This window comes from Sulfuricurvum sp., from assembly GCF_049587615.1.
Lineage (GTDB): Bacteria > Campylobacterota > Campylobacteria > Campylobacterales > Sulfurimonadaceae > Sulfuricurvum.
In genome coordinates, this window is sequence record NZ_JBAVEF010000050.1 from 1 (window position 1) to 22076 (window position 22076).

Consider the following 22076-nt stretch of genomic DNA (forward strand, 5'->3'; position numbering starts at 1 on the left):
AAAGGTCAACGTCTTCGAGAAAGTCTCGAACCGTTTGACCTACTTAGTTTTCAATGATCTCAAACTCAAACTTAACCCTTCTTTCGAAGCGTCTCATCGTTTGTGGACGGGAATTATAGGGGAAATCAATAAAGATGTCAAGAGGTTTCTGGGAAAATATGTAAAATATGTCAAAAAGTTTTTATTTTTTATTCTTGTGCCCCAAAAATGTAACTTTTCTACTCATTTTACCCCTCTAAAGGCTACTTTTTACCCCAATTATCAAATGAACGGTTAATCAAACTCTTGTATAATCACTTTCGTAAAATCCCTTATAAGGAAAAAGCTATGGCTTTATATGATCGCGAATACGCACGAGAAGGTGCTTTTGGTTACGAGAGCGCACACAAGAGTGAGGCGCAGATCGTTTCGTTTGTTAAAGATACTTATAAATTGTTTGCCGCTTCGATGTTGGCAGGCGGGGTAGGTGCTTATGTCGGTATGCCGTTTGCCGGTGTGGTGGCGGCGAATTACTGGTGGATTGCCATCCCTTGGATGCTTTTCGGTATGTTTGGTCTTCAAATGATCAAAAACAAACCGGGCGTTAATATGATCGGATTGTTTGCGTTTACATTTGCAAGCGGTGTTATCATCACTCCGCTTCTTAGCCATATCCTCGGAATGGCAGGCGGTGCAACCATCGTAGGAAATGCGTTTTTCATGACGGCGGCGTTGTTTGGTGGTCTTAGTTTCTTTGCTATTAAAAGTTCTAAAGACTTCACGACGTGGACTAAACCGATTATGATCGCTTTCTTTATTATATTGGCGGTTTCATTGATCAACGTCTTTTTCTTGAAAAGCCCGATCCTTTATGTAGCGATTCAGGCAATTTTCTTGCTTGTTATCAGTGTTATGGTTTTGATCGATACCCAAAATGTCATCCGTGGTGCGTATGAAACACCGATGGACGGTGCTATCGCTTTGTACCTCGATTTCTTTAACTTGTTCGTCACCATGCTTCAACTCTTCGGAATTTTCGGAAACAATGATGAATAACTCTCTTCCGCCCGAACTCCTTCGGGTGGTCGATGCCAATCTCAACCGTCTCAAAGAAGGTATCCGTGTGATTGAGGATATAGCGCGCTATGTTCACAATGACAAGGAACTCTCCACCTCCCTTAAAACTCTCCGCCATCAATGCCGTATCGAACCCCTCGATGCACTCCTTGCCTCACGAGACAGTGTCAATGATGTACTCCGTCCGACGATGCAAAGCGAGATGAACCGTACCGATCTGCGTTCTATAGTGATAGCGAACTATAAAAGGGGACAGGAATCGGCACGGGTTTTGGAAGAGCTCTATAAGATTGTAGAACCGAGTTTAAGCGAACGGTTTAAAAATATCCGGTACGAACTCTATACATTAGAAAAGAAAAACCTTTTAGACTCCAACGAGAGTCATTGAACTCTAAACACATCGCCATTATCGGAGCAGGACCTGCCGGACTGATGGCAGCGGATGTTTTATCTGCGGCCGGGATGCGTGTCGAGATTTTCGAAGCGAAACCTTCTGTAGGTAGAAAATTTCTCATGGCGGGCAAGGGGGGATTAAACATAACCCACAACGAACCGATGAGCAATTTTATCCGCCGCTATGATCAACCAGACTGGCTTAAGCCTATGATCGATACTTTTGACGCCACTAGGATCAGAGCATGGATGGAAAGTTTGGGGGTGGATTCGTTCGTCGGAACATCGGGACGGGTTTTTCCCACCGAGATGAAAGCCGCGCCGCTGTTACGGCGATGGCTCTCTTCGTTAAAAAAACGGGGGGTTCGCGTCCATTGCCGCCATTATTGGCAAGGTTTTACCGATAAGGGGGATTTACGCTTTGCAACGGCAGAGGGTAAAAAAACCGTGGCACCCGATGCAACGATTTTAGCTCTAGGGGGCGGAAGCTGGGCAAGTCTCGGCTCAGACGGTGCGTGGATCACTATTTTAGCGCGCAAGGGTGTGAACATCAGTCCGTTATTACCCTCTAACTGCGGATTTAAAGCAACATGGTCCCCTTTCTTGCAGCCCCATTTAGGCAAACCGTTAAAAAATATCTCGGGATGGGTCAAAGGAAGTGAAGAGCATGCCAGCTCCGCCGAAGCCGTTTTGACAACCTACGGTATTGAGGGGGGATTGGTCTATGCACTCTCTCGGCCGTTGCGGGAAGAAATTATAGCGCACGGCTCGGCAATCCTCTATTTAGACCTAATGCCCCATATGAGCGAGGCTGCCTTAGTAGCACGCCTCACCTCATCACGTAAACAATCGTGTGATAACACATGGCGCAAAGCGAATTTGGAAGGGGTTAAAGCCGCGCTCATTCGGGAAGCGTTACCCAAAGAGCAATGGGGTAATCCCATCAACGTTGCGGCGTGCGTAAAGAAATATCCCATCACCCTGACCGGAATGCAGCCTATCGACGAAGCAATCAGTACTTCCGGCGGGGTGATGCGCGAATCACTGAATGAGGATCTTATGCTGCACACCCTGCCGAATGTCTTTTGTGCGGGTGAAATGCTTGATTGGGATGCGCCGACGGGCGGCTATCTCTTGACCGGATGTTTTGCCAGCGGAGTATTTGCGGCAAAAGGTGTTTTAAAAACTTTCGTTCGCAGTTCGACACGTTGAATCAGTGGCGGCACTCGCCGTCATGGCAATAGATTTGTTTCTCAACGTATTCTTCGGAAACATGAAGATTCGTACACGAACCCAGCAATCCGTAAAGTTCCATCTCCGCTCCGCTGATGTGACGAATCGTATTCCCTTGCTCATCGATAAAGACAAATCGCTCATATTTGTGTTCATTCTTTTTAATGTGCTGCGAGAAAATAACATATTCCGCTTTTTTTAGATCAGGAAATTTCTCGCAGGTCGCAATAAATTTTTTGCATTCTTTATCTATTTTTTTGATTTCCAAAAATTCGGACTGAATCGCATCCCTCAAGACAGGCATAAGATTCGGCATAACCTCTTTAAGGTTGTCGTATTTTTCAATTCCGCGCATATAAGCTCCTTTACTAGAATCCTATTTATCTAGGGATAGTATAACGGTTTACATCAAAAATATACACTTCTTTTGATTTAACCTTTCATTATAAATAAGAGTTCAAATTGGATTAGTTTTGTTCTCGCTTTTCCAACTCTTGTTCAAGTCCATGAAACACGCTCTCCATCATCTGCGAGTGGATCCGGCCGAGATTTACGAACATTCCGATCAATCCTATCAGAAGACCGTCGGCTTCTACATCCAATGTATAGCTCACCGTACAACCATGGGATAGAGGCTCGATATTCCACTCTCCGGTTCCGGTAATAAATCCTCCAAAATAGCGAATAAGCATCCGGCTCGCACCATTACTCGACTCTACCCGGCAAAAGAACTCTTGTCCACCTGAAGGTTTAATCCGCAGTGTGACACCGGCAGAGTCACCCTCTGAGAGGAGTTTGAGATTCAGCGACTTCGGCCACCACTGCGGATACTGTTTGATATCCGCAATCACCGCCCAGACACTCTGAGCAGAATAAGAGATCATAACCCTATCATCTGCATATATCCTTGTTTTCATCACAACCCCTTTGCCCTATTATAGAGATATTGTAATACTTTTTTACCCCTGCTCTTGGTACCCTTTCTCCCTATATCGGCCATTAGAAGAGAGGAAAAAAACACTGCAAGCTTATATTCGGTAAAATGCCGACAATAACCGATCAAAAAAGGGCTTTATGCATACGTTGGCACAACTGCGTTCCGGAGAGCTAAAGGGGATAAAACGGCTGACCCTCTCTGAAAATCTGACAACTTTTCCCGAAGAAATCTTCGAATTGGCCGATACGCTGGAGATTCTGGATTTGAGCAACAATCTCCTCTCTTCGCTTCCCGAAGAGATCAGTAGACTAACGAATCTGAAGATCGCCTTCTTCTCCAACAACCGCTTCACCACCGTCCCCTCTTTCAAAGGGTGCGAACACCTTTATATGGTAGGGTTTAAAAGCAATCAGATCGAAACATTCGACGAAGAGGTTCTCCCTGATAGTATCAGCTGGCTGATCCTGACCGACAACAGACTCAAATCCCTCCCCCGATCCATCGGAAACTTAAGCAAACTCCAAAAATGTGCTTTGGCAGGAAACCGCCTCGAAAAACTCCCCGAGGAGATGGCCGCGTGTCGAAACCTCGAACTCCTCCGCCTCTCAGCCAACAATCTCAAAGCAATCCCCTCTTGGCTGAGGGGTCTGCCGAAACTCTCGTGGCTCGCTTTTTCGGGAAACCCGTGCAGCGCAAAGGCGCAATTCACCCTTCAAGAGACCGTCTACGAATCGTTACAGGTCAAAGAGAAATTGGGTTCGGGAGCTTCGGGGGATATTTACAAAGCCTACTCGGAATCGCACGAAGAAGAGGTAGCCCTGAAGCTTTTCAAAGGTGCCATCACGAGCGACGGATACGCACACGATGAGATGAATGCCTGCATGAGTGTCGGGGAACATCCGAACCTCATCAAAGTCCTCTCAAAACTGCAAGGCTCAGAGCGTCTGGGGCTGGTATTGGAATATATCCCTAATGTTTACCGCAATCTGGGGCTTCCTCCCGATTTTGAGACCTGTACGCGCGATACATTCACCGAAGAAACCTCCTTTACCCCTGAAACCATCTACAAAGTGGCCAAAGCAATCGCCTCCGCTAGCGCTCATCTGCACGCACACGGACTCATGCACGGCGATCTCTACGCCCACAACATCCTCATCAACGACGAAGATCACTGCTATCTGGGAGATTTCGGGGCGGCGAGCTTTTATGAACTGCACCAAAAAGAGTTTGAGAGGATCGAAGTGCGGGCATTCGGATGTCTGCTTGAAGATATGCTCTCACTCTGCCCCATCAAAGAGGGGACTATCTATGAGAAACTGGAAGAACTGAGAGGGAAATGTATGAATGAAGCGGTAGAGGAAAGACCGCTTTTTAGGGAGATGGGATTTTAATCTTTTTATGACGTAATAAACACAACCTCAAATTCGAGGTAGTTCAGAGGATAGGTTTCCATCAGCCGTTTCGTCTGCGTAAAATCGAGAACCCTGCGTCCGCCGCTCACTCCGCTGCGCTTGATATAGCGAAACATCTCCCGCACCGAATCAAATTCCAATGTCGTGTGAAGCACTTCGAACTGCGCATCCACATATTTTTCGGAAATGGCAATCACCTCATCACTGGAACGTAACAACGGTGTGACCCCAGCACATTCATGAAGCGTTTTAAAGGTTCCTGCGGTGAAAATTGCCAAAGACATGGGGGTGTTGAGGGAAGCGAGGGATTGTAACACCCCCTCCAAATCATCAGCCCATTGCAATGCCGATGCCGAATAGATGCGATCGAAGTGTTCATTCCGCAATCTCTCAAAGAGTGCAGGATCGTTAAAATCCCCCAAAATCAATTCCACGTTCGGTGACGAGGGATGATGTTCGAGCATGGAGGCGGAAAAATCGACACCGACAAAACGTTCCACTTCCCAATCAATCAACGCGTAGAGAGTGCCGTTTCCGCATCCCAAATCCAAGATACGCTTTGGCTGACCTTCCGTAGAGGCAATCAGCTTATCCGCGACAAGGCGCTGAATAACATTGCGGCTCCCGTATTCGGCGGCATAGCGAGAAAATTCATGGCAGGCATTACTCATCGGCGATTGACCAGCAATGCGATGATAAAGATGACCAAAAGGCACAGTACAATCGCCGCACCGCTCGGGAGGGAGAAGAGATACGATGCACTAAGACCGATCACCACCGAAATCAAAGCGATGGCAATCGAGAGGAGGGTTGTCGGGTAAAAACCCATTCCGAATCGGATCGCGGCAACAGGGGGGATCACCATAAGCGCACCGATGAGGAGTGTACCGACGACCCGAATGGAAAGGGCAATAATGACGGCAATAACGCTTACCAGCATAAAGTTCAGGAGGGTGACGCGAATCCCCCCTGCGCGGGCAACATCCTCATCAAACGCGATAAAGTAGAGCTCTTTGAAAAAGGCTAACAGCAACGCCATCGCCAAAGAGCCGAAAATCCCCATCACCCATAGATCTTCCGTACTCACCGAGAGGATCGAGCCGAAAAGATAGCTAAAAAGGGAAGCGTTAAACGATCCCGCCATCGAGACGATCACAATGGCAAGGGCAAGAGAGCCCGAAAGAAAAATCGCCAATACCGAATCGGAATACATCCCGTGAACACTGCGCAGGTACTCAATCATCCATGAAGCGGCCAGCGAAGCCAGCACCGCCATCCATAACGGGCTCATTCCCAACAAAAGTCCCACCGAGACCCCGACGAGGGAGACGTGGGCTAATGTTTCGCTGAGGAGCGAGTAACGGCGAAGGACGATAAACGAACCACTCAAAGAGGCAAGAATAGCAATCATCAACCCTGCGATAAACGCGCGCTGCATAAAGGGGTAATCAAACATTTCGTATATCATTGCAATCCTTCGTATTGCGAACGGCAAAGGAATAAAATCCCTTTGCCTACGCTAGCCGCTGTGGCACATGCAGCTTGCGAAAAGCTTAGCCGTAGGCGACAGCAAACGCTTGCCCCTAAAGAGGCAGATTTATTAATGGTTATGGGACACAACATGAGCAGGGGTCCCGTACAATCGGCTCATCTCGTCACATCGGGTCATTTCGGCCGGATTTTGGGAAACCAACAGCGTCTGATTCACAAATAATACGCGGGTGATATCCTCCGCAATCACCCCGATATCGTGGGTGATAAAGAGGATAGACATTTTTTTCGTACGGTTGAGGATACGGAGAAGTTCATAAAAACGGTGCTGCGATTCGACATCGACCCCCGTATTGGGCTCATCAACGATCAAAACATCCGGATTGGAGGCCAAAGCGCGCGCAATCATCACCCTTTGACGCTGACCGCCGGAGAGGTTGCCGATAAGACGATCGGAGAGATCAGCCACCCCCATCAGCTCCATCGCTTCGAGGATCGATTCTTTGTCTTCGACGGATTCGAATCCCAATATCCCCCGTCGTGCGTATCGTCCCATCGCGACTACTTCGCGCACGGTTGCCGGAAATGTACTGTCCACTAAAGCAGAGCGCTGGGGAACGTAGCCGATACGGTTCCAATCGCGAAAACGTTTTTGGGGGATGCCAAAGAGTTTGATTTCCCCCGATGTCGGTTTTTCAAGCCCTAGCAAAAGGCGGACAAGGGTTGTTTTTCCTCCCCCGTTGGGGCCGATAATGGCGCAATACTCTCCCGGTAAAATACGAAACGTAGCCCCTTTGAGAACAAGATTGCCTTGCCGCTCAAAGTTGAGGCTGTTCACTTCGAAAAGACTCGGGAAAAATTTCAACGGCACTCCATCGCTTCACGCAGTTTTTTCAGATTCTCACGCATGATCGTAAGATAGGTTTGACGGGATTTTAACTCATCTTCGCTAATATTTTCCAGCGGTTGGAGCGCTACGGCTTTGGCACCCGTCTCTTTTGCAATGGTTTGGGAGACGTTATCGTTGATCAACTCTTCAAAAAAGATCGTTTTCATCCTGTGCTCTTTGACCACTTCGACCACATGGGCTACCGTTTGCGCGCTCGGCTGCTCATCGGATGACAGACCGATCACCGAAACGTTTTCAAGGCGGTTGGCATGGGCAAGATAACCGAAAGCATCATGGTTGGAGATCAAGGTACGGTTTTTACACTCGGCTAAACCCGTAGAAAACTCCAATTTAAGCTTTTGCAATTCGGCAATATAAGTGAGCGCATTTTTATGAAACTGTTCTGCTTTCACCGGAAGAAGTTTCGAGAATTCACCGTCCATCACCTGGGTCATTTTAATCATGTTGTCAATATCGAGCCAATAGTGAGGATCATACGCTCCATGATCGTGGTTAGCATGTTCGTCATGGTGCGCATCACCATCTTCTGCTTCATCATGATGTTCCTCTTCGCTTTTTTGCAACGCAACGTGCTGACTCATATCAAGAATCTGTGTTGTTTTCGGAAGGGTATGGGTCAAACTCTCCGCCCACATCTCGAATCCTGCGCCGTTATAAATAAACATTGCTGAATCCGAAATCTCGGCAACCTGCGATGGATTAGGTGCAAACATATGCGCATCACTTCCGAGCGGAACAATGGAGTGAACATCGATTCCATCACCGGCTACTGCATTGGCAACTTCCCAAAGCGAAAACGTACTGACAGAGACCATCGGTTTACCCGCTGATCCCTCTTCCTTTTTCTGAAGTTGAGGAGAAAAAAAAGTCAGCCCCCCGATAATCGCCAAAATAATACTTCCAAATACCAATAATCGTTTTGCATCCATTTTTAAATACCTTTGCTCTCTTTTTATTTTAGAATTTTAGTTGAGTTCCATTAGAAATAAGATTAAGGTTTTCGATTCAAGGGCGTTTATAATCACAGCGTAAACCCTTTAGCGCGTAAATAAGAAATAATAAGCGATCGTCGAAACAAAAATTGCAATGAAATATGCCAGTTTTTTCTTTTGGGTACATTTTGAGCACATAGCAGCCTCCCTTTTTTAAAGAGAACATTTTAGTCACAATCTCTTTAAAAGAGAGCTTCATCACCCTCTTATCAACACTGTGCTATAATCGCGAACTTTTTTATTAGGTAAGGACTAACATGACAGGTATTCTGCTCATCGTGCAAATCGTACTCGTAGTGATGATCACTATCGCGGTACTTTTGCAAAAAAGCTCCAGCATCGGTCTGGGTGCTTACAGCGGCTCAAATGAATCGGTTTTTGGAGCTAAAGGACCGGGAAGCTTTTTAGCCAAAGTAACTTTTTTTCTCGGATTTGTTTTCGTTGTGAATACGATCGCATTGGGCTATTTTTATGCGCAACAAAAAAATGCTTCCGTTGTCGATTCTATGGTTGAAACGACTGAAGTTGCCGCGCCAACGATCAATATCGTAAACGATACCAACACCACCAAATAAGACGAAGGGGAATTTTATGTTAAACGAAGTGTATGAGTTTTGTGAAGAGAAGATGCAAGGGAGTGTTGAGCATATGCTCAGCAATTTCCGTACGCTCCGTACCGGAAAGGTAACGACAAAAATCCTCGACAATATCCGTGTTGAGAGCTACGGTTCACTCGTTCCTCTGGATCAAGCGGCAAGTGTTTTGGCAACCGATGCGACCACCATCACCATCTCTCCGTGGGACAAATCGATGCTGAACGTCATCGAAAAAGCGATCATGAAAGCCGATATCGGGGTCAATCCGAACAACAACGGAACCGATATTAAACTTTTCTTTCCGGCTATGACGGTTGACCAACGTCATGACACCGTCAAAAAAGCAAAAGGGATGGCAGAAGATGCCAAAGTAGGGGTCCGCAACGACCGCAAAAAAGCAAACGATAAAATCAAAGTGCTCGAAAAAGACAAACTGGTAACCCAAGATGACTCTAAAAGTGCGCAAGACAAAGTCCAAAAAATCACCGATAAATACATCGCTAAAATCGAAGAATTGCTCAAAAACAAAGAGCAAGATATCTTGACGGTCTAATCATGGATATCAAAGCTATTTACATGAACGCCAATGCCATGCTTGAGGGGCATTTCAAACTCAGTTCAGGAAATCATTCGCAGTATTATCTCCAATCGGCAAAAGTGCTCGAAGATCCTAAAACTGCAAAACTCCTCGCCGATGCGTTAGCGGTAAAAATCCAAGACAACGGGATTGAAATCGATACCGTTTGTGCTCCGGCACTCGGCGGATTGATTGCCGGATTCGCCCTCGCAACCGCACTCGACAAACGCTCTATCTTTGCGGAGCGGGTCAGCGGTGAAATGCAGATTCGACGCGGATTTGAAATCACTCCGGGTGAAAAAGTACTCATTTGTGAAGACATCATCACCACCGGCGGCTCAGCAATGGAAGCGGCAAAGGCAATCGAAGCCCTCGGCGGAGTCGTCGTCGGATTTGCAGCGTTAGCGAACCGCGGATTTTGTAAACGTGACGGAAGTGCCTTGGAACGCAAAACCAATTGTGCATTACCAAGCGACAAACCTCTTTTTGCGCTCGCTGATTTTGACTTCGAGATGTACGCACCTGACAACTGCCCGTTGTGCGCTGATGGAAGCGAAGCTATCAAACCGGGAAGCCGTGGCAACTAAATTCTTCTGTCATTCCGTGCTACGACACGGAATCTAAATATACTAGATCCCGTATCAAGTACGGGATGACAATACAACATAAATCAAGAAAAGAAACAACTATGGAAAATCCTGAAAAATTTAAACTTGATATTGCCTATCTGCAAAAAGTGCAGCGTACCCTTCGTAAAGCGGGCAATATTTTCCCCAACGAAAAAGAGTTGGTTGCAACTTTGGAAGATTTAATTATCAAAGCCCAAGACGATACCTCTCTCAATACCTACTACCACATGGCGCAATACCTTAAACAGCGCCTCAAAGAGCTCAAAGCCAATCTGGATAAGCCTCTCGAAGCCGTTGACGTTGCTCTTGAAGATTTGGAGTGGTCTATCCGCTATCTTCAATGGCTCGTTACCGAGCAAAAACCCGTTTAAATCTCACAATAAAGGGCTTCGGATACCAAGCGTGCCGCGACTTCCTTTTTCCCATCAATCGTAATCGATATGGGAAGTCCCCGAAGTGACCGTTTTTCTTCCAAACTCACTACTTTCACGACCAGTTTGACATTGGGAGCATATCGGATAATCGTTTCACAAATAAGCCTCTTTTTTTCGAGATTATCGAGGGTTACGATGATACTCACAGCATCTTTCGTGCATAATTTATCCAAAATAGCGGTTTTGGACATATCCCCGAAATAGATCTCTTGCCCATCACGCAATGCCTCTTCAACATGCTTGTAACTGTTATCGGCGACAACGTAATCGACCCCTTCCGTGCGCAGCGCTTTCGCCACAAATTTTCCAACTATCCCATACCCGCAAACAATGACGTGGTTTTTACGTCCAGGAAGCATCGCAAAGGTTTCGGTAACACTCACATTTTTGAAAAAATAACTGCTGATTTTGGATAAATTGGCCAGAATAAACGGTGTGAGTATAATCGAGAGGACAACAACCAAAACCAAAATTTGGGAGAGTTCAGTCGGAATAAGTTTATAATTCCCTGCCAATGCAAAAATAGCAAACGAAAATTCTCCCACCTGAGAGAGGGCAATCGCCGTTTTAAAGGCGATTTTTGGTTGGGAATGGATGCGGACGACCCCGAAAATGACAACGGCTTTGACCAACAAAACGGCGAAAAGGATCGCCATAATTTCACCCAGATGGGTCACAAACAACGCCAAATCGATCTTCATCCCGACCGTAACAAAAAAGGTCCCCAACAGCAGATCTTTAAACGGGGCAATGTCCGATTCAACTTTATGATGATAACGGGTTTCGGCGATAATCATCCCCGCCACGAATGCCCCCAGCGAATAGGTAAAGCCTGCATACGACGCCACTAAAGATGAGGCGACGACAATCACCAGAACCGATCCCATAAACAACTCGTCTACTTCGCTTGAGGATGAGAAATGGAGCAGCCACGTCATAACCCGTTTGCCGATGATAAACAGCAATCCGACAATGACCACCGCACTGATCGCGGTTTGCAGCAATACCTCTGTGATATTTTCACCGTCAGAACTCAAAAAACCGATCAAAATCAAAATAGGGATGACGGCGATATCTTGAAAAATCAAAATTCCAGTCGATTTCTGACCATAAGGGCGTGCAATCTCTTTTGTCGATTTGAGATAACTAAGAACCACCGCCGTAGAAGAGAGGGAGAAGGCCATCGACGTAATCAAAGCAGTTTCAAGCGATATTCCAAATACGCCGTACGCCAGGGTAAAAAAGATAAGCGCCGACAGGATTACCTGCAAAGAGCCGTTAAAAAAAACATCCTTTTTCATTGTCGAGAGGCGCTGCAGGGAAACTTCCAGCCCGATCGTAAACATCAGAAAAACAACCCCGAATTCGGCAATTACCTCCAGCGTATGGGAATCAGCCATATGACGCAGATCAAAAAGATAAGCGACCGTCACCCCGGTCAGGATATAGCCGATGATCGGTGAGATCCCAAATCGTTTCAAGATAAGATTGACCACAATAGAGAAGCCCAATGCTATCGTAATGTAATAGAGTGCCGATTCCATTGAATTCCTGACTACTGATTTTTGTTTTTGAAGTAGCTTATTATAAGTCTTAAAAGTATATAATACGTTCCTTAAGAAGAGCGGCAGTTTGTCGACATTTTGGATCTTCACGACCCATTTAACCCCATCGTAAAAATGCTAAGAGCTAAGGAATGATTGAATGACCAAATATATTTTTGTAACCGGCGGTGTACTCAGTTCACTTGGAAAAGGGATTACGGCAGCCAGTATCGGCGCACTTCTCAAACATTCCGGCAAACAAGTCGGCATGCTCAAAATCGATCCTTACATCAATGTCGATCCGGGAACGATGAGTCCGTTGGAACACGGTGAAGTTTTCGTAACCAAAGACGGCGCTGAAACCGATTTGGACATCGGAAATTACGAGCGTTTTCTCAATGCCTCTTTTTTGCGTACCAGCAACTTTACTACGGGACAGGTTTACAGCAGTGTCATCGAACGTGAGCGCAGCGGCGGATATCTGGGGCAAACGATCCAAGTCGTTCCTCACATCGTCGGAGAGATCGTTGACCGTATCAAAAAAGCGGGCGAAGGACATGAAATTCTTGTCGTCGAGCTCGGCGGTACCGTAGGTGACATCGAGGGATTGCCGTACATGGAAGCAATTCGGATGATGAAACACGATGATGAAGTCGAAGGGACGTTTTTTATCCACGTTACTCTGATCCCCTTCATCAAAGCAGCCGGCGAGCACAAAAGCAAACCGACCCAGCACTCGGTTCAGGAGCTTCGCCGTATCGGTATCACCCCGCAAATGATCATCGCCCGCAGTGAAGAGCGTCTTCCGAAAACGTTCAAGAAAAAACTGGCTCTCGCCTGTGACGTCAGCAATGATAGCATCATCGAAGCGATGGATGAGCAAACCATTTATGCGGTACCGCTCAGCTTTTTACAGCAAAACATCCTCGCGCCGATCGCAAAAGAACTTGATCTCGGTGAACTCAAACCGGATATGGAACAATGGGATTCTCTCGTCAAAAAAATCGTCTCTCCAAAACACCACGTCACCATCGGTTTTGTCGGTAAATATTTGGAACTTAAAGAGTCGTATAAATCACTAATCGAAGCGCTGATCCACTCCGGTGCCCATCTCGATACCCGCGTAGCGATCCACTGGGTTGACAGTGAAAAAATTGAGACACAAGGAGCTGAGGCACTTCTCAGTGATTGTGATTCCGTCCTGGTTGCCGGCGGCTTCGGGAATCGCGGTGTCGAGGGAAAAATTCAAGCGATCCGTTACGCACGTGAAAATCGCATCCCGTATTTGGGAATCTGTTTGGGGATGCAGCTCTCCATCGTTGAATATGCCCGCAATGTATTAGGGTATGCCGATGCGAACTCGATCGAATTCAATCCGCAAACAACCCATCCGATGATCTATCTCATCGATAATTTCATCGACCAGTCGGGTGAAACGCAACTGCGAACCCACCACTCGCCGATGGGGGGAACTCTTCGTTTGGGCGAATATCCGTGTGAAACGAAAGAGGGATCAAAACTTCGTGCAGCCTATAACAACGAACCGCTTATTTACGAGCGTCACCGTCACCGCTACGAAGCCAACCCGACCTATCGCGAAGCACTTGAAGCGGCGGGAATGATCGTTACCGGAGAATCTCACGGTCTGATCGAAGCGGTTGAGATACCGTCACACCCATGGTTTTTAGGGGTACAGTTCCACCCTGAATTTACCTCACGTCTCCAAAGTCCGAATGCCTCTATCCTCGGATTTGTGAAGGCAACGTTTGCAAATGCCAATCCTGCCTGAGGTTCCCCTTCTCGATCATACCGCACTGGGAAGTTTTTTAGCACGCCGTTTTGAGGCGCAAAGCGAAAAGCTCTCCGATATCCCCCATCCCAAAGAACTTAAAGATGCCCAAAAAGGGGCGGAACGGCTTGCTCGCGCCATCTTGGGCGGTGAACGAATCGCCCTCGTCGGGGATTACGATGTCGATGGGGTCACCTCCACCGCAATCGTTAAACGTTTTTTCGACCTCATCCCCTACCCCCTTGTCACGACGATACCGAACCGTTTTACCGACGGATACGGGGTCTCTAAAAATGTGCTGGAGCGGCTGGATGCCGATGTTATCTTTACCGTCGATAACGGGATCAACGCGATAGAGGCGGCAGAGGTGTGTAAAGCCAGAGGGATTGACCTCATCATCACGGATCACCATACCCCCTCCGATACCCTCCCGAACGCGTATGCCATCATCAATCCCAAACAGCACGATTGCCCCTATCCGTTCAAAGAGATCTGCGGCGCACAGGTAGGATGGCTTCTGATGGGTCTCCTCAAACAAGAGTTGGGATTGTCCGTCGATATGCGCCAGTTTTTCCCGTTTCTCGCCCTCGCCATCATTGCTGACGTGATGCCGCTCGTAGGGATTAACCGCGCTATCGTCAAAACCGGGCTGGAGATGATGCAGAGCTCACACCTCTCCCCCTTTGTCCTGATTCGCGATTTTCTAAACCGTTCCACTGTCTCGTCAGAGGATATCGCATTTCAAATCGCCCCTCGAATCAACTCGGCGGGACGACTGGAGGATGCTTCCATCGCTCTGGAATTTCTCCTGGCTGACACCACCGAAAAAGCCTACCATCAATTCGAGCTCCTAACCTCCCTCAATACCCTGCGTAAAGAGACGGAAGCACAAACCACGCACGAAGCAATGGTACATGTTCATAACGACCAATCGATCATTGTCGTAGCAGGTGAGCACTGGAACGAAGGGGTCGTAGGAATCGTTGCATCACGCCTCGTCAACCATTTTCAAAAACCGGCCATCGTATTGAGCATCCACAACGGTATCGCCAAAGGCTCAGGACGCAGCATCGGCAATGTCGATCTCTATACCCTGATCAAATCCCAAGAGCACCTCCTCGCGAAATTCGGCGGTCATAAAATGGCGGCAGGGTTATCGATGAACAGCGATTATGTGGATGCGTTTCGTCAAGGCATTAACGAAGCGGCAAAGGGGGTAAATCCTTCCGATTTCATCCCTCATAATGAAATTGTCGGGGAGTTGGAGCACGAAATAATCAATTTTCAGCTCTTAGAACTGTTGGAGAAATTCGAGCCCTACGGCGAGGGAAATCCCCGCCCCCGTTTTCTCATCCGCAATGCCGATGTGGTCACCGTCAAACTTTTCGGAAGTGATCAGTCCCATAGCCGATTGGAGCTTCGCCCCTCCAGGGTAAGCCAAAAAACACTTGAACTCATTGCCTTTCGACGCACCCTTGAGTGTCCTGAGGATAAAAAAATCTCCTGCAGCTATACCGTCAATAAAAACGAATGGGGCGGCCGTGTCTCCCTCCAGCTTATGGTGGAGCGGATATTTTGATCTTTCGTCGATTCAGCGTGCCCGCTTTAGCTCTCTTATTCACCGGATGCCTCACGCAAAATACGGCGTTACCCTATTCTTTACGTATCACGGAGGAGGGTCTTGGCGCCATCCACGCCGACACCCCCTTTGATCAGGTGAGTACTTCTCTAAGCGGCTTCACCTTTGAAAAGCTGAGCCAAATTTCCCCCGACCAGAGCGAAATGATCTATCAAATGAAACGGGGAGAAAGGGTACTCGCCCATATTGTCTCGGATCCCTCCGGCAAAAAGATCGCGACGATTCACATCCTCTCTCCCCTTATCAAAAACAAATACGATCAAGGAGTCGGTGATCCTCTCCCTCGGGCAAATACGCTGCTGTGCACAGCAGAGGAGTGCCGTTACCAAGATGAGCCTTCCCTCAGCTACCGAATCGATCCAAATCAACGAACCATTCGCGAAATAACCTTTTCACGGCTATAATACGGCATGGACACATTTTTTATTGAATTTCGCGATCCCCTTTTCGGTGTTGTCGTTTTTTTTATCCTCCTCTTCACCCTCTCCTTTCTGAGTTACTGGTGGGGGCGGTATAAAGCCGCACGCGAACATCGTGATCTCGAATCTTTTTTGGGCAAATTCGAATCGATCGGTGAGGGGGTCAAGCTCACCGAGCAGGTACAGACCAACTCCCTCTCCTCCGAATCGTGGCTGTTGCTGGCACAAAGCTTCGAGCATCAGGGAAATTATGAGAAAAGTGTGGAGATTTATCACGCCCTCCTCTCCAAAAACCGTGACCCACTTTTTCAAAAAGATGCCCTTTTGCTCCTCGGAAAAAGCTTTTTTAAAGCCGGTTTTTTAGAACGCTCGCGTCAGACCTTTCTCCAAATTTTAAACAATGCCCCCCGAACACCTCAAGCCTTGCACTTTTTAGGACTTATCTACGAACAGCTCCAACAATACGATAAAGCACTCGAAGTCATGGAGTCTTTATGTGAACTCTCTCCCGACACCGTCAGTGAAAAACTCTATTTGGAATGTCGAATCCTTATCAGTGATCACCGAATCGCTCTGGATGAAAAAGCTGATAAGTTAATCGAACTTTACGAAACGCACCGTCATATGGGCTATATGGTTTTCGAATGGCTTTTTACCTATCGTCCGCTTTTGGGATGGAACCATTTTGATCAATCGCTGAGTGAACGGTTAAGCGACGTATTGTGGCGCATAGGGGATGAAAATCTTGATTTGGATATAATTGCAAGCAACACTTTCTTGCGTGAACTCTTCACGGCAAAAGGTTCCGTCGATCTGGCGGCAGGGAGTTCGATTTTCGAACTCGATACCCTTATTGCGCTCCGCCGCTGCGGTGAGATGAAAGCAACGTTGCAGTTTGAATACACGTGTGATAAATGTAAACAAATTTCATTTTTACCGTTTCACCGTTGTCCTCATTGCCATGCCATTGATTCAGTTCAAAGCATAATGAACCTCTCAAAGGAACGGTTTGAAGAAAATAACTCTCTTCAGTGACGGTTCATCTCTGGGGAATCCCGGACCCGGCGGGTATGGAGCCATTTTACGCTATGGAGACAAAGAGCGTATCCTCCGTGGCGGAGAAGCGCATACGACGAATAACCGGATGGAGCTGCTCGGAGTCATCGAAGGTCTTCGAGCCCTCAAAGAGCCGTGCGAGGTAACCGTTGTCTCCGACTCCAGCTATGTGATTCGCGGCATCAACGAATGGCTGGAGGGGTGGGTTAAACGTAATTTTGCCAAAGTCAAAAATCCCGATCTGTGGCAAGAATACATCACCGTCTCCGCAGGACACCGTATTAACGGGATATGGGTTCGAGGGCACGACGGCCATCCCGAGAATGAGCAATGCGATGTGATCGCACGCGAAGAGGCGGAAAAATTCAAAAACGGGATAAAATAATACTCGTCAATCCGTTCGCGGCAATACGATCGGAGCGAACGGAAATATTCATACAAAAGGATAAGGCAGAAAAATGAACAACTTAGAAGCCCTGCAAGAACGTTTGGGGTACACCTTTAAAAACAAAGAGCTCCTTATTGAAGCGCTGACGCATAAAAGCTACAAACAGCCCTACAATAATGAGCGCCTTGAGTTTTTGGGAGATGCGGTACTCGATCTCATCGTCGGTGAATACCTATACAAAAAATTTCGCAACTTTGATGAGGGAAAACTCTCCAAAATGCGTGCCTCCCTCGTTAACGAGGGGGGATTTACCTCATTGGCTATCCATCTCAAACTCGGCGACCATATCTATCTCTCCAATGCCGAAGAGAATAACAGCGGCCGAACCAAAAGCTCGCTCCTCTCCAACGCATTTGAGGCGGTCATGGGGGCGATTTATCTCGAAACGGGTTTGCAGAAAGTCCAAGAGATCACCATTACCCTTCTTGAACACGTCCATCCGGACATTTCTCTGGATTCCCTTTTTAAAGATTACAAAACTTCACTGCAGGAACTTACTCAAGCCCATTACGGAACAACTCCCGAATATCAGCTCATCGCCGCCCACGGCCCTGACCATAAAAAAGAGTTTGAAGTGGCCGTCATTATCGACGGCAAACGGTACGCTTCCGCGCAGGGAAAAAGTAAAAAACAAGCCCAGCAGGAAGCGGCACAAATCGCATTGGAGATGTTAAGCAAGGAGCTCAAATGAATCGGTTCGGAGAACGCTTTACGATCACCACATTCGGTGAATCCCACGGAAAAGCGATCGGATGCGTCCTTGATGGCGTCCCCGCAGGACTCGTGATCGACGAAGATTATATCCAAAGCGAACTCGACCGCCGCAAACCGGGACAAAACGAGTTTGCAACGGCGCGTAAAGAAGCTGACAAAGTCGAAATCCTCAGCGGTGTATTCGAAGGGCTCAGTACCGGAACTCCGATTATGATGGTCATTTACAACACCGATCAAAAAAGCGGCGACTACTCCAATGTCAAAGATATTTTTCGCCCGGGGCATGCCGATTTTACCTATTTTCACAAATACGGTCTTCGCGATTACCGCGGGGGCGGACGCTCATCCGCACGTGAAACAGCCGCGCGCGTTGCCGGCGGAGCGGTGGCGAAACTGATGCTCTCACAGCTCGGGATTTCGTTTCACAGTGGTATCAGCGCTATCCACGGTATCGAAGCCCAGACTCTCGACTTTACCTATCCCCCACAAAGTCCTATCTATGCTCTGGATAAAAATGTCGAAGAGGCACAGAAAGCGGCGATTTTAGAAGCTAAAAACGGACACGACTCGGTCGGCGGGGTAGCGACAATTAAGATTTCCAATCTTCCTATCGGACTGGGTGAGGGATTGTATTACAAACTCGATGCGGTTCTCGCCGAAGCGATGATGGGGATCAATGCCGTCAAAGCGGTCGAGATCGGCGAGGGGATTCACAGTGCTGAACTCTATGCAAGCCAAAACAACGATCCGATTACTCCCTATGGATTTAAAACAAATCATTCGGGGGGGATTTTAGGGGGGATGAGCAACGGGGACGACGTGACTCTCCGTGTCCATTTTAAACCGACCCCTTCCATCTTTGTCGATCAAGAGAGTATCACTACCGATAACGAAAGCGTTCAGGTCTCCCTCAAAGGGCGGCATGACCCTTGTGTCGCCGTACGCGGTTCCGTTGTTGCCGAATCCATGGCGGCATTGGTTATTGCCGATATGGTGCTCCTCAATATGGGATCGACTATCAACGGAATTAAGAACTACTACGCTTAAGATTATTTTTGCTACCATAGAGAATTCCTATAAAAAGGGTTCTTTGTGCTGAGTACAACTCAAAACTGCTACCTCTTAGATACCTCCGTAATTTTAGATGACCCGACCAACATCCTCCGTATCAGTGACGAAAACCAAAACGGTGTCGTCATTACAAACATCGTCCTAGCCGAACTCAACAGCAAAAAAGACGATATGCGCTCCGAAGCGGGGTTTCAGGCCCGCGAGTTTTTCCGCCTCGCCGATGTGGCATGGGGTGAGCCGATCAGCTCGGTTGAACTGCCGCAGTGCGTACGAGAGCGGATCGAGCTCTCTTTATGCCAAAACGACCGTTATTACCGCCTATCGCTCAATTTTGATCGCTCCTTGCATGGGGGAGAAGCCAATCTTATCGATCTCTTTATCGTCCACCGTGAACACTATCGTATCAGCAGCTCTTTTTCAGAGCCAAAGGGGATCAACGATGCCAAAATCGGCGAAATTGCCGATGATTATGATCTCACCCTCCTCACGAACGATATGTCGTTTCGGATTGCCGCGGAGATTCGGGGGATTCAAACGCAAAGCATCCGAAACAGCAGTGTTGAAGCCCCCGAAGAGATCGATTTTACCTACACCTACGAATACGAAGAGACCCCTGCTCTTCCCACGGATATTGTTCATCACAATTTTGACCAAATCACTTTTATCCAGAAAGCACTGAGTACAACCTCCGAAAGGTATGAAACAGGGATTCAGCGTCATGCCTTTAGTTTTAATAACCAAATCGAGTGGTGTGACTTCGATCGCCGTTTCGGAGAACATTTCAATGAAGAGCTTGTTCGGCCCCTCAATCTGGAGCAGAAATTCTATTACGCAATGATGACCCATCCTCAAAACTATGTCACCGTCGTAGCCGGTTCTACAGGTTCCGGAAAAACCCTCGTTGCTCTCCAAGCGGGGTTGGAACTCGTCGAAGAGGGAATCGTGGAAGGGATTGTCTATGCGCGCAATACGGTCACGGCCAATGATCCGCAAGCGGAACTCGGTTTTCGAAAAGGGGACGAAGAGCAGAAGCTGAGTTTTTTCATGTACCCTTTATATGCCGCAATCAACTTTACCATCGAATACCAAAGCAGCCGTTCGATCGATGCACGGGTTGAATATACCGGGAACATCAACTCGATCAAACGGGAAAATGCCACCGAAATTTTTATGAAAAAATACAACATTGAGGCGATGGACATTGCACACATGCGGGGAACAACGATTTCACGCAAATTCGTTATCATTGACGAAGCACAAAACATGACCAACGCAACGCTCAAGCTGATCGGGACCCGAATGGGAGATGAAACCCGTCTCGTTGTGATGGGAGACCCGGGACAAATCGATCACCCGTTCCTCTCCAAACGGCGTAATGCCTTGGTTAGCCTGCTGAATAAAGCGCAGCACAACGATTTTATTGCGGGAATTCAGTTACGGCATACGATACGAAGTCAGGTTGCGGATTGGTTTGATAAGAATTTCTAACTTACTTTTCTGTTTAGTCAGAAAAGTAGCAAAAGATCATACCGTGATCCAAGAACGCTCGTTCCTCTCGGCACTACTGCCAACGGAGCGGCTCTAGAGTTTGGATCACGGAGATTTGTTTATGAAATAAAATATTGTGCCCTCACACCACACCAAGAGCAAGGTCGCGTGCCGTAGGGCAAACGCGTACCGCCAGCGTTCTGGTGTGAGGGCGATTTTCTTTTCGTTCTTTTCTTTTCTAAAAAGAAAAGGACAAAGAAGAAATTAGATCGGCAATACGCGGATTTTTTGTGACAGTTTTTCTTTCAGCGTTGCTTCGATTGCGTACAACGTCCCCGTACTTGAACTCGCACAGCCGTTACACGCACCTAAATAGCGAATATAAACATCGATATAATCCGGTGAATCTTTAATATCGATAACTTCCATATTACCGCCGTCCATAATCAAAAACTGGCGGATTGATTCATCAACGACGCTGTCAATCGCTTTGATTTTCTGAACCAATGTCATCGCTTCGAAATCACCATGCGCTCCGGCATCGGCCGCTGAGCGCATTTTCTCTTCATCCATCTCACGGCGGACATCGGCCAAAATATCGACAAGATAGTACTCACGCGCTTCATGACCGCCCGGTTTGATACACGATTTACAAAAACCGCCCGCTTTCGTATAATCGGTCACCTGTTCGATGGTTTTAAGGTCATTGAGTTTAATAACCTCACGGAGGGTTCCAAGGCTCACGCGCGCACATTCACACACAATGATCTCATCTTCAAAACTCGACTCGTCGACACCGAGATACAATCCCGCCGCTTTTTTGATGACGTCGTACGCCATAACAGAACAGTGCATTTTCTGAGGCGGAACCGCAGGAGTTTCCGGATCGTCGCGAAGTGCCATCTCAACATCGATATTGGTGATTTTAACGGCTTCTTGTACTTTTTTACCGATACAAAGCTCTGCCATCATATCCGAACTGGCAATTGCCGTACCGCATCCGAAACTTTTAAATTTCGATTTGACAATCGTATCGCTCACGGGGTCAACCGCCCAGTACAAACGAACCGCATCACCGCAGCTCTCCGCACCGAAATCGGCAACGATCAGCTTGTGTCCTGATGCTGTGCACTCTTCCTCGGTGATTTCCCCTTGGTTATGAGGATTGTTCATCAATGTTGTAACTTTATTGGAGTACTGATCCCAAAGAGATCCGCCTAATAAATCATTTTTTGCCATAGTAGAATC

24 protein-coding genes are annotated in these 22076 nt (G+C 47.4%); 16 read left to right on the plus strand and 8 right to left on the minus strand.

The window, feature by feature from the left end:
• Nucleotides 1-327 precede the first annotated feature (327 nt).
• Genes WB308_RS08540 through WB308_RS08550 form a run of 3 tightly spaced genes read left to right on the plus strand, consistent with a single transcriptional unit; the run spans nucleotide 328 to nucleotide 2661 of the window.
• Nucleotides 328-1035 carry a Bax inhibitor-1/YccA family protein gene (locus tag WB308_RS08540; RefSeq protein ID WP_424190832.1) on the plus strand — a complete coding sequence of 236 codons (708 nt, stop codon included), beginning with the start codon at nucleotides 328-330 and terminating at the stop codon, nucleotides 1033-1035.
• On the plus strand, nucleotides 1025-1444 hold the full coding sequence (locus WB308_RS08545) for a thiamine-phosphate pyrophosphorylase (protein WP_424190833.1): 420 nt from the start codon (nucleotides 1025-1027) through the stop codon (nucleotides 1442-1444). The genes WB308_RS08540 and WB308_RS08545 overlap by 11 nt, the downstream gene beginning before the upstream one ends.
• Entirely contained in the window at nucleotides 1441-2661 is a 1221-nt protein-coding gene (locus WB308_RS08550; RefSeq protein ID WP_424190834.1) for a TIGR03862 family flavoprotein, read from the plus strand. Before WB308_RS08545 ends, WB308_RS08550 begins: the two co-directional genes overlap by 4 nt.
• 1 nt (nucleotide 2662) lies before the next feature.
• Here WB308_RS08550 and WB308_RS08555 read toward each other — a convergent pair whose 3' ends face one another.
• Together WB308_RS08555 and WB308_RS08560 are read right to left on the minus strand one after the other, a co-directional pair.
• Nucleotides 2663-3037 carry a hypothetical protein gene (locus WB308_RS08555; RefSeq protein ID WP_424190835.1) on the minus strand — a complete coding sequence of 125 codons (375 nt, stop codon included), beginning with the start codon at nucleotides 3035-3037 and terminating at the stop codon, nucleotides 2663-2665.
• 112 nt (nucleotides 3038-3149) lie between these two features.
• A complete protein-coding gene (locus tag WB308_RS08560) occupies nucleotides 3150-3599 on the minus strand; it encodes an SRPBCC family protein (RefSeq protein WP_424190836.1) in 450 nt (149 codons plus the stop codon).
• A gap of 157 nt (nucleotides 3600-3756) precedes the next feature.
• Here WB308_RS08560 and WB308_RS08565 point away from each other — a divergent pair, with 157 nt between their 5' ends.
• A complete protein-coding gene (locus WB308_RS08565) occupies nucleotides 3757-5010 on the plus strand; it encodes a leucine-rich repeat-containing protein kinase family protein (RefSeq protein ID WP_424190837.1) in 1254 nt (417 codons plus the stop codon).
• A 5-nt stretch (nucleotides 5011-5015) separates the two neighbouring features.
• Here WB308_RS08565 and WB308_RS08570 read toward each other — a convergent pair whose 3' ends face one another.
• The 4 genes from WB308_RS08570 to WB308_RS08585 form a co-directional block, all read right to left on the minus strand.
• Nucleotides 5016-5702, minus strand: a complete 687-nt coding sequence (locus WB308_RS08570; RefSeq protein ID WP_424190838.1) for a methyltransferase domain-containing protein — start codon at nucleotides 5700-5702, stop codon at nucleotides 5016-5018.
• The gene (locus WB308_RS08575; protein WP_424190839.1) at nucleotides 5699-6499 is read right to left on the minus strand and encodes a metal ABC transporter permease; all 801 of its coding nucleotides are present in this window, start codon (nucleotides 6497-6499) and stop codon (nucleotides 5699-5701) included. Before WB308_RS08575 ends, WB308_RS08570 begins: the two co-directional genes overlap by 4 nt.
• Before the next feature lie 132 nt (nucleotides 6500-6631).
• Nucleotides 6632-7393, minus strand: a complete 762-nt coding sequence (locus tag WB308_RS08580; RefSeq protein ID WP_424190840.1) for a metal ABC transporter ATP-binding protein — start codon at nucleotides 7391-7393, stop codon at nucleotides 6632-6634.
• Nucleotides 7384-8361: a metal ABC transporter solute-binding protein, Zn/Mn family gene (locus WB308_RS08585; RefSeq protein WP_424190841.1), complete on the minus strand. Its 978-nt coding sequence runs from the start codon at nucleotides 8359-8361 to the stop codon at nucleotides 7384-7386. Before WB308_RS08585 ends, WB308_RS08580 begins: the two co-directional genes overlap by 10 nt.
• 320 nt (nucleotides 8362-8681) lie before the next feature.
• Between WB308_RS08585 and secG the strand changes: the two genes are divergently transcribed.
• The 4 genes from secG (at nucleotide 8682) to WB308_RS08605 (ending at nucleotide 10597) form a co-directional block, all read left to right on the plus strand.
• A complete protein-coding gene (secG, locus tag WB308_RS08590) occupies nucleotides 8682-8999 on the plus strand; it encodes a preprotein translocase subunit SecG (protein WP_424190842.1) in 318 nt (105 codons plus the stop codon).
• A 16-nt stretch (nucleotides 9000-9015) separates the two neighbouring features.
• Complete coding sequence (frr, locus tag WB308_RS08595) at nucleotides 9016-9573, plus strand: ribosome recycling factor (RefSeq protein WP_424190843.1); 558 nt, start codon at nucleotides 9016-9018, stop codon at nucleotides 9571-9573.
• 2 nt (nucleotides 9574-9575) lie between these two features.
• Nucleotides 9576-10184 carry an orotate phosphoribosyltransferase gene (gene pyrE / locus WB308_RS08600; protein WP_424190844.1) on the plus strand — a complete coding sequence of 203 codons (609 nt, stop codon included), beginning with the start codon at nucleotides 9576-9578 and terminating at the stop codon, nucleotides 10182-10184.
• Between the two features lie 101 nt (nucleotides 10185-10285).
• Nucleotides 10286-10597, plus strand: coding sequence for a hypothetical protein (locus WB308_RS08605; RefSeq protein WP_424190845.1), 312 nt, complete (start codon nucleotides 10286-10288; stop codon nucleotides 10595-10597).
• Here WB308_RS08605 and WB308_RS08610 read toward each other — a convergent pair.
• A complete protein-coding gene (locus tag WB308_RS08610) occupies nucleotides 10594-12204 on the minus strand; it encodes a cation:proton antiporter (protein ID WP_424190846.1) in 1611 nt (536 codons plus the stop codon). The genes WB308_RS08605 and WB308_RS08610 overlap by 4 nt on opposite strands.
• Nucleotides 12205-12364: 160 nt before the next feature.
• Between WB308_RS08610 and WB308_RS08615 the strand changes: the two genes are divergently transcribed.
• The 8 genes from WB308_RS08615 (at nucleotide 12365) to WB308_RS08650 (ending at nucleotide 20828) form a co-directional block, all read left to right on the plus strand.
• Nucleotides 12365-13993: a CTP synthase gene (locus WB308_RS08615; protein WP_424190847.1), complete on the plus strand. Its 1629-nt coding sequence runs from the start codon at nucleotides 12365-12367 to the stop codon at nucleotides 13991-13993.
• Nucleotides 13977-15572 (plus strand): single-stranded-DNA-specific exonuclease RecJ, encoded by a 1596-nt coding sequence (gene recJ, locus WB308_RS08620; protein WP_424190848.1) that lies wholly within the window; start codon nucleotides 13977-13979, stop codon nucleotides 15570-15572. The genes WB308_RS08615 and recJ overlap by 17 nt, the downstream gene beginning before the upstream one ends.
• The gene (locus WB308_RS08625; protein ID WP_424190849.1) at nucleotides 15569-16036 is read left to right on the plus strand and encodes a hypothetical protein; all 468 of its coding nucleotides are present in this window, start codon (nucleotides 15569-15571) and stop codon (nucleotides 16034-16036) included. The genes recJ and WB308_RS08625 overlap by 4 nt, the downstream gene beginning before the upstream one ends.
• 6 nt (nucleotides 16037-16042) lie before the next feature.
• Nucleotides 16043-17086, plus strand: coding sequence for a tetratricopeptide repeat protein (locus tag WB308_RS08630; RefSeq protein WP_424190850.1), 1044 nt, complete (start codon nucleotides 16043-16045; stop codon nucleotides 17084-17086).
• Nucleotides 17061-17492: a ribonuclease HI gene (rnhA, locus tag WB308_RS08635; protein ID WP_424190851.1), complete on the plus strand. Its 432-nt coding sequence runs from the start codon at nucleotides 17061-17063 to the stop codon at nucleotides 17490-17492. Before WB308_RS08630 ends, rnhA begins: the two co-directional genes overlap by 26 nt.
• A 73-nt stretch (nucleotides 17493-17565) precedes the next feature.
• Entirely contained in the window at nucleotides 17566-18246 is a 681-nt protein-coding gene (rnc, locus tag WB308_RS08640) for a ribonuclease III (protein ID WP_424190852.1), read from the plus strand.
• On the plus strand, nucleotides 18243-19316 hold the full coding sequence (gene aroC / locus WB308_RS08645) for a chorismate synthase (RefSeq protein WP_424190853.1): 1074 nt from the start codon (nucleotides 18243-18245) through the stop codon (nucleotides 19314-19316). The genes rnc and aroC overlap by 4 nt, the downstream gene beginning before the upstream one ends.
• A 45-nt stretch (nucleotides 19317-19361) precedes the next feature.
• On the plus strand, nucleotides 19362-20828 hold the full coding sequence (locus WB308_RS08650; RefSeq protein WP_424190854.1) for a PhoH family protein: 1467 nt from the start codon (nucleotides 19362-19364) through the stop codon (nucleotides 20826-20828).
• A gap of 264 nt (nucleotides 20829-21092) precedes the next feature.
• Here the strand turns inward: WB308_RS08650 and WB308_RS08655 are convergent, their stop codons facing one another.
• A complete protein-coding gene (locus WB308_RS08655; protein WP_424190855.1) occupies nucleotides 21093-22067 on the minus strand; it encodes an iron-sulfur cluster assembly scaffold protein in 975 nt (324 codons plus the stop codon).
• Between the last annotated feature and the right edge of the window lie 9 nt (nucleotides 22068-22076).

Excerpts from the sequence above, each read along its gene's own strand:
- WB308_RS08540 (WP_424190832.1), top strand. The coding sequence starts at position 328 with ATGGCTTTATATGATCGCGAATACGCACGAGAAGGTGCTTTTGGTTAC.
- WB308_RS08545 (WP_424190833.1), top strand. The coding sequence starts at position 1,025 with ATGATGAATAACTCTCTTCCGCCCGAACTCCTTCGGGTGGTCGATGCC.
- WB308_RS08555 (WP_424190835.1), bottom strand. The coding sequence starts at position 3,037 with ATGCGCGGAATTGAAAAATACGACAACCTTAAAGAGGTTATGCCGAAT.
- WB308_RS08560 (WP_424190836.1), bottom strand. The coding sequence starts at position 3,599 with ATGAAAACAAGGATATATGCAGATGATAGGGTTATGATCTCTTATTCT.
- WB308_RS08565 (WP_424190837.1), top strand. The coding sequence starts at position 3,757 with ATGCATACGTTGGCACAACTGCGTTCCGGAGAGCTAAAGGGGATAAAA.
- WB308_RS08570 (WP_424190838.1), bottom strand. The coding sequence starts at position 5,702 with ATGAGTAATGCCTGCCATGAATTTTCTCGCTATGCCGCCGAATACGGG.
- WB308_RS08575 (WP_424190839.1), bottom strand. The coding sequence starts at position 6,499 with ATGATATACGAAATGTTTGATTACCCCTTTATGCAGCGCGCGTTTATC.
- WB308_RS08585 (WP_424190841.1), bottom strand. The coding sequence starts at position 8,361 with ATGGATGCAAAACGATTATTGGTATTTGGAAGTATTATTTTGGCGATT.
- secG (WP_424190842.1), top strand. The coding sequence starts at position 8,682 with ATGACAGGTATTCTGCTCATCGTGCAAATCGTACTCGTAGTGATGATC.
- frr (WP_424190843.1), top strand. The coding sequence starts at position 9,016 with ATGTTAAACGAAGTGTATGAGTTTTGTGAAGAGAAGATGCAAGGGAGT.
- pyrE (WP_424190844.1), top strand. The coding sequence starts at position 9,576 with ATGGATATCAAAGCTATTTACATGAACGCCAATGCCATGCTTGAGGGG.
- WB308_RS08605 (WP_424190845.1), top strand. The coding sequence starts at position 10,286 with ATGGAAAATCCTGAAAAATTTAAACTTGATATTGCCTATCTGCAAAAA.
- WB308_RS08610 (WP_424190846.1), bottom strand. The coding sequence starts at position 12,204 with ATGGAATCGGCACTCTATTACATTACGATAGCATTGGGCTTCTCTATT.
- WB308_RS08615 (WP_424190847.1), top strand. The coding sequence starts at position 12,365 with ATGACCAAATATATTTTTGTAACCGGCGGTGTACTCAGTTCACTTGGA.
- recJ (WP_424190848.1), top strand. The coding sequence starts at position 13,977 with ATGCCAATCCTGCCTGAGGTTCCCCTTCTCGATCATACCGCACTGGGA.
- WB308_RS08630 (WP_424190850.1), top strand. The coding sequence starts at position 16,043 with ATGGACACATTTTTTATTGAATTTCGCGATCCCCTTTTCGGTGTTGTC.
- rnc (WP_424190852.1), top strand. The coding sequence starts at position 17,566 with ATGAACAACTTAGAAGCCCTGCAAGAACGTTTGGGGTACACCTTTAAA.
- aroC (WP_424190853.1), top strand. The coding sequence starts at position 18,243 with ATGAATCGGTTCGGAGAACGCTTTACGATCACCACATTCGGTGAATCC.
- WB308_RS08655 (WP_424190855.1), bottom strand. The coding sequence starts at position 22,067 with ATGGCAAAAAATGATTTATTAGGCGGATCTCTTTGGGATCAGTACTCC.